Annotated in this window: 12 protein-coding genes; 6 read left to right on the top strand and 6 right to left on the bottom strand. The window is 71.6% G+C overall.

Annotated features, from left to right (window positions below; genetic code table 11):
* Nucleotides 1–9 precede the first annotated feature (9 nt).
* The 3 genes from ACQEWB_RS27055 to ACQEWB_RS27045 all read right to left on the bottom strand — a co-directional run bounded on the left by ACQEWB_RS27055 (nt 10) and on the right by ACQEWB_RS27045 (nt 2,666).
* Nucleotides 10–642, bottom strand: a complete 633-nt coding sequence (locus ACQEWB_RS27055) for an AAA family ATPase (protein ID WP_432835327.1) — start codon at nt 640–642, stop codon at nt 10–12.
* 49 nt (nt 643–691) lie between these two features.
* Complete coding sequence (locus ACQEWB_RS27050; RefSeq protein WP_432835325.1) at nt 692–1,363, bottom strand: response regulator; 672 nt, start codon at nt 1,361–1,363, stop codon at nt 692–694.
* A 94-nt stretch (nt 1,364–1,457) separates the two neighbouring features.
* On the bottom strand, nt 1,458–2,666 hold the full coding sequence (locus tag ACQEWB_RS27045) for a sensor histidine kinase (protein ID WP_432835323.1): 1,209 nt from the start codon (nt 2,664–2,666) through the stop codon (nt 1,458–1,460).
* A gap of 188 nt (nt 2,667–2,854) precedes the next feature.
* On the opposite strand from ACQEWB_RS27045, the gene ACQEWB_RS27040 reads away from it, so the two are divergent.
* Nucleotides 2,855–3,925, top strand: a complete 1,071-nt coding sequence (locus tag ACQEWB_RS27040; protein ID WP_432835321.1) for an SAM-dependent methyltransferase — start codon at nt 2,855–2,857, stop codon at nt 3,923–3,925.
* A gap of 66 nt (nt 3,926–3,991) precedes the next feature.
* Here the strand turns inward: ACQEWB_RS27040 and ACQEWB_RS27035 are convergent, their stop codons facing one another.
* Nucleotides 3,992–5,143 carry an NADH-quinone oxidoreductase subunit D gene (locus ACQEWB_RS27035; RefSeq protein ID WP_432835319.1) on the bottom strand — a complete coding sequence of 384 codons (1,152 nt, stop codon included), beginning with the start codon at nt 5,141–5,143 and terminating at the stop codon, nt 3,992–3,994.
* A gap of 31 nt (nt 5,144–5,174) precedes the next feature.
* Between ACQEWB_RS27035 and ACQEWB_RS27030 the strand changes: the two genes are divergently transcribed.
* Together ACQEWB_RS27030 and ACQEWB_RS27025 are read left to right on the top strand one after the other, a co-directional pair.
* Nucleotides 5,175–5,687, top strand: coding sequence for a PH domain-containing protein (locus ACQEWB_RS27030; protein ID WP_432835317.1), 513 nt, complete (start codon nt 5,175–5,177; stop codon nt 5,685–5,687).
* Nucleotides 5,684–7,021, top strand: coding sequence for a PH domain-containing protein (locus tag ACQEWB_RS27025; protein WP_432835315.1), 1,338 nt, complete (start codon nt 5,684–5,686; stop codon nt 7,019–7,021). Before ACQEWB_RS27030 ends, ACQEWB_RS27025 begins: the two co-directional genes overlap by 4 nt.
* Nucleotides 7,022–7,071: 50 nt before the next feature.
* Here ACQEWB_RS27025 and ACQEWB_RS27020 read toward each other — a convergent pair whose 3' ends face one another.
* Together ACQEWB_RS27020 and ACQEWB_RS27015 are read right to left on the bottom strand one after the other, a co-directional pair.
* Nucleotides 7,072–8,625, bottom strand: coding sequence for a hypothetical protein (locus ACQEWB_RS27020; RefSeq protein WP_432835313.1), 1,554 nt, complete (start codon nt 8,623–8,625; stop codon nt 7,072–7,074).
* A 135-nt stretch (nt 8,626–8,760) separates the two neighbouring features.
* Nucleotides 8,761–9,897 carry an alpha/beta hydrolase gene (locus ACQEWB_RS27015; protein WP_432835311.1) on the bottom strand — a complete coding sequence of 379 codons (1,137 nt, stop codon included), beginning with the start codon at nt 9,895–9,897 and terminating at the stop codon, nt 8,761–8,763.
* A 223-nt stretch (nt 9,898–10,120) separates the two neighbouring features.
* Between ACQEWB_RS27015 and ACQEWB_RS27010 the strand changes: the two genes are divergently transcribed.
* The 3 genes from ACQEWB_RS27010 (at nt 10,121) to ACQEWB_RS27000 (ending at nt 13,567) form a co-directional block, all read left to right on the top strand.
* A complete protein-coding gene (locus ACQEWB_RS27010) occupies nt 10,121–11,932 on the top strand; it encodes a phosphatidylglycerol lysyltransferase domain-containing protein (protein ID WP_432835309.1) in 1,812 nt (603 codons plus the stop codon).
* 148 nt (nt 11,933–12,080) lie between these two features.
* On the top strand, nt 12,081–13,067 hold the full coding sequence (folP, locus tag ACQEWB_RS27005; RefSeq protein WP_432835307.1) for a dihydropteroate synthase: 987 nt from the start codon (nt 12,081–12,083) through the stop codon (nt 13,065–13,067).
* Nucleotides 13,064–13,567: a nuclear transport factor 2 family protein gene (locus ACQEWB_RS27000; RefSeq protein WP_432835305.1), complete on the top strand. Its 504-nt coding sequence runs from the start codon at nt 13,064–13,066 to the stop codon at nt 13,565–13,567. Before folP ends, ACQEWB_RS27000 begins: the two co-directional genes overlap by 4 nt.
* Nucleotides 13,568–13,711: the final 144 nt, after the last annotated feature.

The raw sequence follows: 13,711 nt of genomic DNA, 5'->3' as shown, positions 1-13,711 counted from the left end.
GCAGTGGCCTCAGTCGAAGCGGATGTGCTTGACGCCCACCCGCGCCTGCCTCAGTCGCGTCCGCAGCGCGCCCTCGTTGTTCGGCCGCAGCGTGAGGCCGGCCAGGACGGCGATGCGGTCCGCCGTCTTCGGCACGGTCGAGTGGTCGGTCCACAGGTGCTCGGCGAACTCCGGCTCCTGCAGCCGCTCCAGGCAGTGGTCGAGCTGCTGCACGGCCCAGGTCTCGCGCCCCAGACCGGCGTTCTTCCCGGCGACGTACTGGAGGAGGTGTCCGAAGCCGCGCTCGCGCAGCCGCCGGAGGACGGTCTCGCGCTGGGCGAGGAGCGTGAAGTGCCGTACGTCGTGGCCCAGTTCGCGCAGCCGTCCGACGGTCTCCTCGAAGTAGCCGGAGTCCGTGACCGTCATGGGCACGATCACGGCTCCTTCGCGCTTGGTGAGGGCCAGGTCGAGCACCTCGACCACGCCCTGCCGCCACGCGGTCAGGTCCTGGAAGTCCCCGCGCAGTTCGGGCGGGAGCGTCCGGCGCAGACCGAAGCCGGCGTGCTCGGGGTCGCAGATGACACTGCCCCGCAGGCGCCGCTGGATCTCGTGTGCGGTCTGTGTCTTGCCGCCCCCGAAAGGGCCGTTGATCCACAGGAGCATGCGCAGACCCTAGTGGTCACCGGTTACACGGGGGTCACGCCCCCGTGGATCAGCCGTGCCCGCCCGCGCGGACCAGCCCGGTCTCGTACGCCAGGACCACCACCTGCACCCGGTCCCGCAGCCCCAACTTGGTGAGGATGCGGCCGACATGGGTCTTCACCGTCGCCTCGGACAGCACGAGACGGGCCGCGATCTCGCCGTTGGACAGACCCTGCGCGACGAGGATCATGACCTCGCGCTCGCGTTCGGTGAGCCGCTCCAGCTCCTTGTGCTGGGGCTCCTTGCCGGCGCTGGGCAGCATCGGCGCGAACCGGTCGAGGAGGCGGCGCGTGGTCGACGGGGCCACCACCGCGTCGCCGCTGTGCACCGAGCGGATGGCGGTCAGGAGTTCACCGGGTGGCACGTCCTTGAGCATGAAACCGGAGGCGCCCGCCTTCAGCCCGGAGAAGGCGTACTCGTCGAGGTCGAAGGTGGTCAGGATCAGCACCTTCGGCGGGTTCGGCTCCTGGCAGATGCGGCGGGTGGTCTCCACGCCGTCCAGCTTGGGCATGCGCACATCCATCAGGACGACGTCGACGGCCGTCGCACGCAGCACCTGAAGGGCCTCGACACCGTCCCCCGCCTCCGCGACGACCTCCATGTCCGGCTGCGCGGCGAGCACCATCCGGAACCCGGTGCGCAGCAGCACCTGATCGTCGACGAGCATCACGCGGATCGTCATCGGGCCTCTTCCATCTCCGTCTACAAGGTGTCTGTCAAGGGTTGTCGCAGGTGCCGAGGTTGTTACAGGTGTCAACAGGGGGCGTGCGTCGGCGTCAATGCGCCGGTTTGAGCGGGAGCAGCGCACTGATGCGGAATCCTCCGCCGGGGCGCGGACCCGCGTCCAGGGTGCCGCCGACCATACCGACCCGCTCGCGCATCCCGATCAGGCCGTGCCCCTGGCCGTCGATGCCGCCCTCCTCGTACAGCTCGTGCGGCGCGCCCTTGCCGTCGTCCTCGACCAGCAGGCCGAGCCCGTCGTCGAAGTACACCAGCCGCACGCTCGCGCCCGTGTTGGGTCCGCCGTGCTTGCGGGTGTTGGTGAGCGCCTCCTGCACGATCCGGTACGCGGTGAGCTCGACGCCGCTGGGCAGCGGGCGCGGGGTGCCCTCCACCTTGAAGTCGACGGGCAGGCCGGAGGTGCGGCACTGCTCGATCAGGTCGTCGATCTGCTCGACGTCCGGCTGCGGGACGTACTCGCCGACCTCCTTGTGCTCGCCGGTGCGCAGCACGCCCAGCAGGCGGCGCATCTCGGCGAGGGCCTGACGGCCGGTCGAGGAGATCGTCTCCAGGGCCTTCTTCGCCTGGTCGGGGGCGGTGTCGAGGACATAGGCGGCACCGTCGGCCTGCACCACCATCACCGACACGTTGTGCGCGACCACGTCGTGCAACTCGCGTGCGATCCGGGCGCGTTCGGCCGCGACCGCGACCTTCGCCTGCGCCTCGCGCTCCTTCTCGAGGCGGGCGTTGCGCTCCTCCAGCTGCGCGAAGTAGGCGCGGCGGGTGCGGATGGAGTCGCCGAGCACCCAGGCGAGCGCGAACGGGACCGTCAGGAAGATCACCTGTGCGACGTTGCCCGGCGTACTGGTGTCCGCGCTCCACCAGCGCAGCTGCGCCACCGGCGCCGCGCACAGGCCGACGCCCAGCGCCAGCCTGGACGCCCAGCGGGCGCCGGTCGCGGCCACCGTGTAGACGATCACCAGCATCGCGAAGTCGGCAGCCGTCGTCTTGACGTCCAGCACCACCTGCGCCAGGCCGAGCGCCATCGCCAGGAGGAGCATCTTCTCCGGCATACGGCGGCGCAGCGCGATCACCAGGCTCAGCAGAAGGGCGATCGGAACGATCAGGGCCGGCGAGTCGGTGCCCTGGGCCTCCTGGCTGCGGACGGACATCCCGCCCGCGAGCGAGATCCCGAACAGGAAGACGGCCCAGAAGGAGTCGACCCCTGTCGGGTGTCTGCGGAGGAAGTCATAGAGGCGCTGCACGTAACCCAGAGTAGGGAAGCGGGATGCGTGCAGGGGTCAACCGGAGGGCCGATCCGCACCCCGCGCGCATACTCCGCAAGGTGGAGGCTGCGTTCCTCTGTGCGCTTAGCCTGGGCCGGTGACGGGTGAGACGACGGGCGGGTGGCAGGGCCGGTGACAAGAGACACAGGACGCGAGCGGCGGAGCCGGTGACAGGGGACACAGGTCGCGAGTGGCAGGGCTGGCGGACGGCGACGGAGGCCGCGCTGTACGGGCCGGACGGCTTCTACCGCCGTCCCGAGGGACCGGCCGGGCACTTCCGTACGTCCGTACACGCCTCCCCGCTCTTCGCCGAGGCCGTGGCCCGGCTGCTGTGCCGGGTCGACGAAGCCCTGGACCGACCCGCCCGCCTCGACTTCGTCGACATGGCGGCGGGCCGCGGCGAGCTGGTCACCGGCGTACTGGCCGCTCTGCCCGCGGAAGTCACCGCACGCGTGCGTGCGTACGCCGTCGACCTCGCCGACTGCCCCGAGGGCCTCGACCCCGACATCGACTGGCTCACCGAGCCGCCGCCCGGCATCACCGGTCTGCTGTTCGCCAACGAATGGCTCGACAACGTCCCCGTCGACATCGCCGAGGTGGACTCCGAGGGCGTACCGCGCCTGGTACTCGTACGCAGCGACGGAACCGAACGACTCGGGGACCCCGTCGGCGGCGCGGAGTCGGACTGGCTGGCACGGTGGTGGCCACTGCCGGACGAGGAGGGACTGCGGGCCGAGATCGGATTCCCGCGGGACGAGGCCTGGGCGAACGCGGTCTCCACCGTCGAGCGCGGACTCGCGGTCGCCGTGGACTACGCGCACGCCATGGACTCACGCCCCCTGTTCGGCACGCTCACGGGATTCCGCGCGGGGCTCGAGACGACGCCTGTGCCGGACGGGTCGTGCGACATCACGGCACATGTGGCGCTGGATGCTTGCGGGGCACGAGGGGGCGCGCAAGCAGAGGCGGGCGCGGGCGCAAGTGTGGGGGCGTGCGCGGCGCGCTCTGCGGCGCATACGGAATCTTGTGGGCGCGTTCTGAGACAGCGCGACGCTCTGCGCGCCTTGGGCGTCGCAGGCGCACGCCCCCCGCTCACGCTCGCGACCACACACCCCGCCGCCTACGTACGCGCCCTCGCCGACGCCGGCGAAGCCGCCGAACTCACCGCACCCGGCGGCCTGGGCGACTTCGGCTGGCTCCTCCAGCCGGTTGGAATTCCGGACCCACTGGAGACCTGAGGACGCCGCGCCGCTCCCCGCGGCGCCGGCTCCGGCCGCCCCGCGCCCTAATACTTGTCCATCGCCCTACTTGTCGATGTCCCCGACCACGAAGAACAGCGACCCCAGGATCGCCACCATGTCGGCGACCAGCGTCCCCGGCAGCAGTTCCACGAGGGCCTGGATGTTGTTGTACGAGGCAGAGCGCAGCTTCAGGCGGTACGGGGTCTTCTCGCCCTTGCTGACGAGGTAGTAGCCGTTGATGCCGAGCGGGTTCTCGGTCCAGGCGTAGGTGTGGCCCTCGGGTGCCTTGAGGACCTTGGGGAGGCGCTGGTTGATCGGCCCGGGCGGCAGGTCGGCGAGCCGGTCGAGGCAGGCGTCGGCGAGGTCGAGGGAGTTGTGCGTCTGCTCCAGGAGGCACTCGAAGCGGGCGAGACAGTCGCCCTCCTGCCGGGTGACGACCTTGAGGGTGTCCTGGAGCTCCCCGTAGGCGAGGTACGGCTCGTCCCGGCGCAGGTCGAAGTCGACGCCCGAGGCGCGCGCGATGGGCCCGCTCACGCCGTAGGCGTGCACCGTCTCCGGCGCGAGCGCGCCCACGCCCCGGGTGCGCCCCCGGAAGATCTCGTTGCCGAGCACCAGGTCGTCGAAGCGGTCCATACGGGAGCGCAGGGCCGCGACGGAGGCACGCGCGCGTGAGGTCCAGCCGGCGGGGAGGTCCTCCTTGAGGCCGCCGACGCGGTTGAACATGTAGTGCATGCGCCCGCCGGAGATCTCCTCCATGACGTGCTGGAGTTCCTCGCGCTCCGTGAAGGCGTAGAAGATCGGCGTGATCCCGCCCAGCTCCAGCGGGTACGAGCCGAGGAACATCAGGTGGTTGAGCACCCGGTTCAGCTCAGCGAGCAGCGTCCGCGTCCAGACCGCGCGGGTGGGGACCTCCATGCCGAGCATGCGCTCGACGGCGAGGACCACGCCCAGTTCGTTCGAGAAGGCCGACAGCCAGTCGTGGCGGTTGGCGAGCATGATGATCTGGCGGTAGTCGCGCGCCTCGAAGAGCTTCTCCGCGCCGCGGTGCATGTACCCGATCACCGGCTCCGCGTGCACGATGCGCTCGCCGTCCAGCACCAGGCGCAGCCTGAGTACGCCGTGCGTGGACGGATGCTGCGGCCCGATGTTGAGCACCATGTCGGTGCTCTCCGCGGCGCCGCCGATACCGACCATGGTCTCCGTCGTGGGACTCATGGACACAGTCTCTCCTACGTACGCTGGCCGTATGGAAACGGGGAGCGCGCGGGACACGGGCACGACGGGGGACGAGGCGGCGGAACCGGTGTGGACCGGGCTGCCGCCGGGGCTGCTGCGGATGCGGCGGCTGTTGCTGGTGGTGTGGCTGGGGCTGATCGCCCTCGCCCTGGCGTTGCTGCTCACTCTGCTCGCCGGGCCCGGCTGGGCGGCGTTCGCGCTGCTGCCGCTCGCGGTCATGGCGTGGGGCTGGGTGGTGCTGGGCCGCAACTGGCGGTCCTGGCGGTACGCCGAGCGCGCCGACGACCTGCTGATCAGCCGGGGCGTGCTGTGGCGCGAGGAGACCGTGGTGCCGTACGGGCGCATGCAGCTGGTCGAGGTGACCTCCGGGCCCGTCGAGCGGCACTTCGGGCTGGCCAGTGTGCAGCTGCACACCGCGGCCGCGGCGACCGACGCCACCATTCCGGGCCTCGACCCGGCCGAGGCGGAACGGCTGCGCGACCGGCTCACCGAGCTCGGCGAGGCCCGATCGGCGGGCCTGTGACGGCGCCGGGCGTCGACGACGCCGTACGCGCGAAGGAACCCGTCACCGAGCGCCGGCTGCACCCCGTGACGCCGCTGCGGCGGGCGTGGGCGCCGGTCGCGGTGCTCATCGGGTGGGGGGTGCACGATCCCGACCAGGCGCAGCGGCAGTTGGCGCGGCTGACGGAGACCACGCTGCTGATCGCGCTCGCCGTGCTCGTCCCGGCCGCCGCCCTGTACGGCTTCCTCACCTGGTGGTTCACGCACTTCGCGGTGACGGACTCCGAACTGCGCATCCGTACCGGGCTGTTGTTCCGCCGTACCGCGCACATCCGGCTGGAGCGCATCCAGGCGATCGATGTCACCCAGCCGCTCCTCGCGCGCGTGGCGGGCGTCGCCAAGCTCAAACTCGATGTCGTAGGCACCGACAAGAAGGACGAGCTGGCCTTCCTGGGGGAGCGCGAGGCGCGTGCGCTGCGCGCGGAACTACTCGCGCGCGCCGCCGGGTTCGCGCCCGAGACGGCGCACGAAGTCGGTGAAGCACCGGCGCGCGAGCTGCTGCGCACGCCCCCGCTGCATCTCGCGATCTCCCTCCTGCTGACGGGCGCCACCTGGGCCTCCCTGGTCGCCGCGCTCGTCGTACCGCCCGTCCTCTGGCTCGCCACCCACAGTGTGTGGACGGTCCTCGCGACCGGTGTGCCTTTGCTGGGCGCGGCGGCCACGAGCAGCGTGGGGCGCTTCGTCGGGGAGTACGACTGGACGGTGGGCGAGTCGCCGGACGGGCTGCGCATCGACCACGGGCTGCTGGACCGTACGCACGAGACGGTGCCGCCGGGGCGGGTGCAGACCGTGCGGATCGTGGAGCCGTTGCTGTGGCGGCGGCGCGGGTGGGTGCGGGTGGAGCTGGACGTGGCCGGTTCGTCCAACTCGGTGCTCGTACCGGTCGCTCCGCGCGAGCTCGCGGAGGCCGTCGTCGCGCGCGTGCTGCCCGGGGTGAGCGTGCCGACGGCCGCGGCGCTGTCGCGCCCGCCGCGGCGGGCCGGGCGGTGCGTACCGGTCTGGTGGCGTGGTCACGGGCTCGCGGTCACGGACACCGTGTTCGCGGCGCGGCACGGGCTGCTGAAGCGGAGCCTGGCGCTGGTGCCGCACGCCAAGGTGCAGAGCGTGCGGCTGGCTCAGGGGCCCTGGGAGCGCCTGTGGCGGCTTGCCGACGTCCATGTGGACACGGGGGCCAACAAGACCGTCACGGCCCGTCTGAGGGACGCCGAGGAGGCGGCGGAGCTGCTGCGGGGGCAGGCCGAGCGGTCGCGGACCGGACGGCGGGACGCGCTGCCGGACCGGTGGATGGCGTCGTAGGGCGAGTTGACGGCGTCGTAGAGCCGACAACCGCCCGCTGCCACCCGGAGTCAGGAAACCGCGCTCCGCAGCCCCTGCAGATTGATCTGTTCCGTCTCGTCGTGAGCCGTCAGGTCGATGACCTGGCCCACGCCTCGGGCCTGCTCGTCGGCCGGCTTGAACTCGGACTCCGCCTCCGCCTTGTGCACGGCGAGGGCCTCCTGGCCGACCACGTCGGCGAGGTCCTCGTTCTGGACGGCGTCCAGGGTCGCCGGAGTCGGCTCGTTCTTGTTGCCGAAGAAGTCGAAGCCGCCCTCGACCGCGGGGCGCCGCACGGGAGCGGCCGGTACGACGGCCACCGCGGTCGGCGCGACGAAGTGTCCCGAGGGCTGCTGCACGGGCTGGGCCGAGCGGGCCGGAGTGGAGGCGGCCGCGTGCTCATGCTCGTCGACCGCCTCGGGCTGCCCCTGCGCCTCGTCCTCCTGCACCACGGCCTCCGTGGCACCGTTCGCGGCCGCGGCGGGAGCGGTTCCCGTGGCAGGGGCGGTCGCCTGGCTCGCCGCGGCACCGTTCTGCGCCGTCATGGACACGCCTTTGCGGCCACCGTCACGCTTTGACGGACCGTCACCCTTGCGCGACCCACCGCCCTTCGGGGAGCCGTCGTCCTCGGGGAAAGCGCCGTCCTCAGAAGCGCCCTCGGCCTCGACGCCGGTCTCAACCTCGGCATCGGCGTCGGCGTCGGCGTCGGCGTCGACATCACCCTCAGCCTCAGCCTCGACGTCGACCTCGTCCCCGGCCTCAACCTCAAGCTCGCCGTCGTCCTCAAGCTCGTCGTCGTCCTCGAAGTCACCCTCGGCCCCGAGTTCACCCTCGCCCTCGGCCTCAGGCTCGTCCTCCGCGCCGGTCTCCGCCACAACCCGGTCGGCGTCCTTCGGAGAACCGTCACCGTCCTCGTCGAACTTCTTCAGCGCCGCACTGGCCCGCAGGAACAGCTTCGAGCCCTCGGGCGAGAAGACCGCGGGAGCCTCCGACTGCTCGTCGGTGTCCGTGTCCGCCGCGTCCGCCTTGTCCGCCGCGTCCGCCTCGTCCACCGAGGCAGCCACAGCCTCGGTCTCCTCCGCGGATTCCGTCTCGTCGGCCGGCACGGGCGGCAGCGCCGGCGTCGGGGACGCGGCCTCTATCTCCAGCAGCCGACGGCCCTCCAGGGCGCTCGCGCGCTCGGTCTCCGCGGTGGCGTACCGGCGCAGCAGGGCCGCGTGCTCGTTGCGCAGGCCCGCCAGTTCGGCGCGCTTGGCCCGCAGCCGCTGCTCCAGCTTGGTGCGCAGCTCGCGCGACTCCTCGAGGTCGGTCTCCAGCTCGGCGACCCGCTCCTCGTGCCGCCACTCGTCGCTCGCACGCGCGCGCGTGAGGTCGGCGACCTGCTTGCCGGCCTGCGCGTCCCAGCGGCGCATCACGGCCGCCCCGACGACCGCCGTCGCCGCGGCGAACGCGGCGATGACGCGGAGCGCGGCCGACTGCGTGAACACCCAGGGGCCGAAGGCGCAGACGAGGGAGACGCCAGCGATCGCCGACGGGGGCAGCAGCCTGTGCAAGGGCGGGGAATGGCGGTGACGTCCACGTGGCATGGCCAGAAACTTACCGCGCGTAGGCGACTGTTGGCTCCCCGCCCCGTAAAAACACAGCCATACCGAAACGTTCACAGCGCATCAGGAATTGTTCCGCACCGAATTCGGCAAGATCGTCAACTTCCGGAACACCGGTCACCGGTCGCTCAGCCGCCCGCTGATCCACTGCAGTGTCCCGGGAATCTCCCGCCGCCAGGTGTTGAAGTTGTGGCCGCCGCTATCCAGGATGATCGACGAGATCCGGGTCAGCTTGGTGGCCTCCACACGCCCTATGAACTTCAGCGTGGCCTTGTAGTTGGATTCCCCGATCCTGCTGCTGGTGACGAGCAGTGAAGTGTTCGGCGCGGGCCGGTGCTTGAGGCACCACCACAGGTCCGCGCGATTGCGCAGCCCCTTGTCGCCGCGGAAGAGATCACCCGTGGTGGGGTCGATCGGCGCCTTGTAGTACGGCGAAAGGCCGGCACCGGCGGCGTACACCCCGGGGTGGTGCATGGCGAGCTTCAGCGCGCAGTAGCCGCCCGTCGAGTCACCGATGATCCCCCAACTGCCCGGCTTTCTGCCGACCCTGTAGTGCGCGAGTACGGCGTTGGGCAGGTCCTTGGCGAAGAACGTCTCCGTCTGTGGGCCGCCGGGGATGTCCACGCACTCGGTATCGCGCGGCGGCGCCACCGTGGGCCGCAGCATGACCAGGATCATCGGCTGCATACGGCCGCTCTTGGCGAGGGCCTGGGCCGTGGCCGGGTAGTGCAGTTTGTCCACGAGCGCCTCGGCGGTGCCCGGATATCCGGTGAGGACGACGGCAGCGGGGAACGTACGCGTGCGGTACTGGGGCTGGAAGTACTCCGGCGGCAGGTACACGTACGCGGGTGTGGCGATGTGGGTCGTACGGCCCACGATGTCGACCTTCTGGACCTGCCCGCCGATCTGCGGCGGGGAACCGGGGGAACCGCCCGCTCCACGCACGCGTGCCGTGTCGACGACCTGGAGCGGGCCGCCGGAGCCGCCGAGCGCGGTGTGGTTGACGACCACGCCCTGGTCCTTCTCCCGACCCAAGAGGTCGGCCCAGCTGGCGTAGAACCCGAAGGCCTGGTTGGCGGCGAGGCCCAGCGACGCGAAGAGGGCCAACTGGGTGCCGAGGAGCAGGCCCACGCGGCCGCTGACGGCCCGCCAGTTCCGCCGCGCCAGCCGCGGCCACAGCCAGACCGTGCCGACGAACAGCAGTACGGCGAACACCACTGCCAGCCAGAGCACATTGTTGCTCGTAAGACCCATGACCTGCTTCCTGCCTGCGGATTCACCCGTCTCCCCCGCACCTTCGCGAGGGCTTGTCCGGGACTTTCCCGGGCCTTTGAAACGGCTTTGAGAAGCGGAGTGAACCTCTCCTGCCGTGACACCGTCCTAGAGGGCGCAATGTCGCCGGATGCCCGAATCGGTACCGGATCCAAGGTCTCTCGCAGAACTACGGGATGCGATGTCTGTCAGGACAGATGAGGAAATGTCGGGTGGGGTTCCCTCCCGATCACGCACAGCGCGGAGCGTGCTGCACGGTCCGCGCCCCGAGGCCGTCCCCGTCCTCGTCGCCAGAGCCTGCGCTCTTGTAGGCGTCCTGGACATCGCCGCGGGCGTCTTCCCCCGCTTCAGGCACAGCCGTATGCACACCCTCGCCGAGGTGCTGCCCGGCGCGCTCGGTCCGTTCGCGGCCGCGCTCGCGCTCAGCACCGGCGTGCTGTTGCTGCTGCTCGCGCACGGCCTGAAGCGCGGCAAACGCCGGGCGTGGCGCGCCGCCGTCGCGCTGCTGCCGGCGGGCGCCGTGGCGCAGTTCACGTACCGGCACTCCCTGCTCGGCGTGATCATCTCGCTGGCGCTGCTGGCACCGCTGCTGCGCCACCGCGCGCAGTTCAACGCGCTGCCCGACCCGCGCAGCCGGTGGCGCGCGCTCGCCAACTTCGTCCTCATGGGCGCCGGTTCCCTCGTCCTCGGGCTGATCATCGTCAGCGTCCACCCGAAACGCATGGTCGGCGACCCGAGCCTGGCCGATCGCATTACGCACGTGCTGTACGGCCTGTTCGGCTTCGAGGGCCCGGTCGACTACCAGGGCGACACCTCCTGGACCGTCGGCTTCTCGCTGGGCGCCCTGGGCCTGCTCACGGCCGTGACGACGATCTACCTCGCCTTCCGGCCCGAACACCCGGCGGCGCGGCTGACCGAGGCGGACGAGGCGCACCTGCGGGCCCTCCTTGAGAAGCACGGCGGCCGCGACTCGCTGGGCCACTTCGCGCTGCGCCGCGACAAGGCGGTCGTCTTCTCGCCCAGCGGCAAGGCTGCGGTGACGTACCGCGTCGTCTCCGGCGTGATGCTCGCCAGCGGTGACCCCATCGGTGACGTGGAGGCCTGGCCGGGCGCCATCGAGCGCTTCATGGACGAGGCACGCGCGCACTCCTGGACGCCCGCTGTCATGGGCTGCTCGGAGACTGGCGGCGAGGTGTGGACCCGCGAGACCGGCCTCGACGCCCTCGAACTGGGCGACGAGGCGGTGGTGGACGTAGCGGATTTCTCCCTGGCCGGCCGCGCGATGCGCAACGTGCGCCAGATGGTCAAGCGCATCGAGCGCGCCGGTTACGAAACCCGGGTACGACGTGTACGTGACCTCGGCGACGCCGAGCTGGAGCGGATCCGGCAGGCCGCCGAGGACTGGCGCGGCACCGACACCGAGCGCGGCTTCTCCATGGCGCTCGGCCGGATCGGCGACGTCTCCGACGGCGACTGCCTCATCGCCACCGCCCACAAGGCGGACGAGCACCCGGGCGAGTTCGGCGACCTGAAGGCGATCCTGCACTTCGTCCCCTGGGGCACGGACGGCGCCTCGCTGGACCTGATGCGCCGGGACCGTTCGGCGGATCCGGGGATGAACGAGCTCCTCATCGTCGCCGCCCTCCAGGCGGCCCCGAAGTTCGGCATCACGCGCGTGTCGCTCAACTTCGCGATGTTCCGCTCGGCACTCGCGCGGGGCGAGAAGATCGGCGCGGGCCCGGTGCTGCGCGCCTGGCGCGGCCTGTTGGTCTTCCTCTCCCGCTGGTTCCAGATCGAGTCCCTGTACAAGTTCAACGCGAAGTTCCGCCCGCGCTGGGAGCCCCGCTTCGTGGTCTACCGCGCCTCCGCCGACCTGCCGCGCATCGGCTTCGCCGCCATGCAGGCGGAGGGCTTCGTGAACCTCGCCCTGCCCCTCCCGCGCTTCCTGCGCCGCCGCAGGTCCGCCCCGCGCACCTGCGCCCACGCCGTCGCGGAGCGCGACGTACGAGCGGCCTGACCGACACCCGGCGCATCCCGTGACCGACACCTGAGAGACCGGCTACCACGCAGTACAGGCCCGGACGGAAGCCCCACCCCTCCAGCCCGAGGGGCCTCCGTCCGGGCCGCGGCGGCCTTGGGGCCGGTCCGGGGCCTAGGCTGAACGTATGAGCAAGCAGAGCGGACGTGGGCGCGTCTCGGGCCTTCCGGAATGGGACCGGTGCGCGGTCATGGGAGTCGTGAACGTCACTCCCGATTCCTTCTCCGACGGTGGCCGCTTCTTCGACACCACGGCCGCCGTCAAGCACGGCCTGGAGCTGGTCGCCGAGGGCGCGGACCTGGTCGACGTCGGCGGTGAGTCCACCCGCCCGGGCGCCACCCGCGTGGACGAGGCCGAGGAGCTCAAGCGGGTCGTCCCCGTCGTCCAGGGCCTCGCCTCGGAAGGCGTCGCCGTCTCCGTCGACACCATGCGCGCCTCCGTCGCCGAGCGCGCCCTCGCCGCCGGCGCCGCCCTCGTCAACGACGTCAGCGGCGGCCTCGCCGACCCCGCGATGATCCCGATGGTGGCCGGGACGGGCGCCCCCTTCGTCGTGATGCACTGGCGCGGCTTCCTGGAGGGCGGCAACGTCAAGGGCGTGTACGACGACGTGGTCGCCGAAGTCGTCGACGAACTGCACGCGCGCGTGGAGGCCGTCCTGGCCGGCGGCGTCACCCCGGACCGCATCGTCGTCGACCCCGGCCTCGGCTTCTCCAAGGACGCCGAGCACGACCTCGTCCTGCTGGCCCACCTCGACCGCCTGCTCGGCCTCGGCCACCCCCTCCTCGTCGCCGCCTCCCGCAAGCGGTTCCTGGGGCGCGTCCTCGCCGGCCCGGAGGGCGCGCCACCGCCCGCGCGCGAGCGCGACGCCGCCACGGCCGCCGTCTCCGCACTCGCGGCGCACGCCGGCGCGTGGGCGGTGCGCGTGCACGAGGTGCGCGCGACGGCGGACGCGGTACGGGTCGCCCGCGCCATGGAGGAGGCGCGCGCCGCGGGGAACGCGCCGGGCACTGACGGCAAGCGCGCGGCGCACGACTCCCACCTCACGCCGGGCGCACACGCACCGAGCCCGGCGCACTCCACACCGCACACGCCCGGCTCAGAAGGAGCCCGGTGAGCGCCCCCCACACCGACGTCGAGCAGGTGGAGGCCGCCAACACCGCCTTCTACGAGGCGATGGAGCGCGGCGACTTCGAGGACCTGTCCGCGCTCTGGCTGACCCCGGCCGACCTAGGCGTCGACGAGGAGTACCACGACCCGGCCGACGCCGGCGTGGTCTCCTGCGTGCACCCCGGCTGGCCCGTGCTGACCGGCCGCGGCGAGGTCCTCAGGTCGTACGCCCTGATCATGGCGAACACCGACTACATCCAGTTCTTCCTCACCGACGTGCACGTCTCCGTCACCGGCGACACCGCCCTGGTGACCTGCACCGAGAACATCCTCAGCGGCGGACCCGCCCCCGAGGGCGGCGAGGAACTCGGCCCGCTCGTCGGCCAGCTGGTGGTCGCCACCAACGTGTTCCGCCGTACCCCGGCCGGCTGGAAGCTCTGGTCCCACCACGCCTCCCCGGTTCTGGCCGAAAACGACGAGGCCGAGGACGAGGACACCCCCTCCTGACGGGGTAGGCACCCACCCGGACCAAGAAGTGGTTGGAATCACGACCACCTGGGTAGGGGCGGCTACCAACCCATGAGCCACCGGGTTCCCCAGGGGAAACACGCGATGAAACCTCCCGGCCCCGGTCCGGGCCCGTGCCCCCGT

The sequence above is a fragment of the Streptomyces sp. CA-249302 genome, assembly GCF_050936785.1.
Taxonomy (GTDB): Bacteria; Actinomycetota; Actinomycetes; order Streptomycetales; family Streptomycetaceae; genus Streptomyces.
The sequence above is the reverse complement of the archived record's forward strand: the minus strand, read 5'-3'. Positions and strand labels throughout refer to the sequence as shown.

Excerpts from the sequence above, each read along its gene's own strand:
- ACQEWB_RS27055 (WP_432835327.1), bottom strand. The coding sequence starts at position 642 with ATGCTCCTGTGGATCAACGGCCCTTTCGGGGGCGGCAAGACACAGACC.
- ACQEWB_RS27050 (WP_432835325.1), bottom strand. The coding sequence starts at position 1,363 with ATGACGATCCGCGTGATGCTCGTCGACGATCAGGTGCTGCTGCGCACC.
- ACQEWB_RS27035 (WP_432835319.1), bottom strand. The coding sequence starts at position 5,143 with ATGAGTCCCACGACGGAGACCATGGTCGGTATCGGCGGCGCCGCGGAG.
- ACQEWB_RS27030 (WP_432835317.1), top strand. The coding sequence starts at position 5,175 with ATGGAAACGGGGAGCGCGCGGGACACGGGCACGACGGGGGACGAGGCG.
- ACQEWB_RS27020 (WP_432835313.1), bottom strand. The coding sequence starts at position 8,625 with ATGCCACGTGGACGTCACCGCCATTCCCCGCCCTTGCACAGGCTGCTG.
- ACQEWB_RS27015 (WP_432835311.1), bottom strand. The coding sequence starts at position 9,897 with ATGGGTCTTACGAGCAACAATGTGCTCTGGCTGGCAGTGGTGTTCGCC.
- ACQEWB_RS27010 (WP_432835309.1), top strand. The coding sequence starts at position 10,121 with ATGTCGGGTGGGGTTCCCTCCCGATCACGCACAGCGCGGAGCGTGCTG.
- folP (WP_432835307.1), top strand. The coding sequence starts at position 12,081 with ATGAGCAAGCAGAGCGGACGTGGGCGCGTCTCGGGCCTTCCGGAATGG.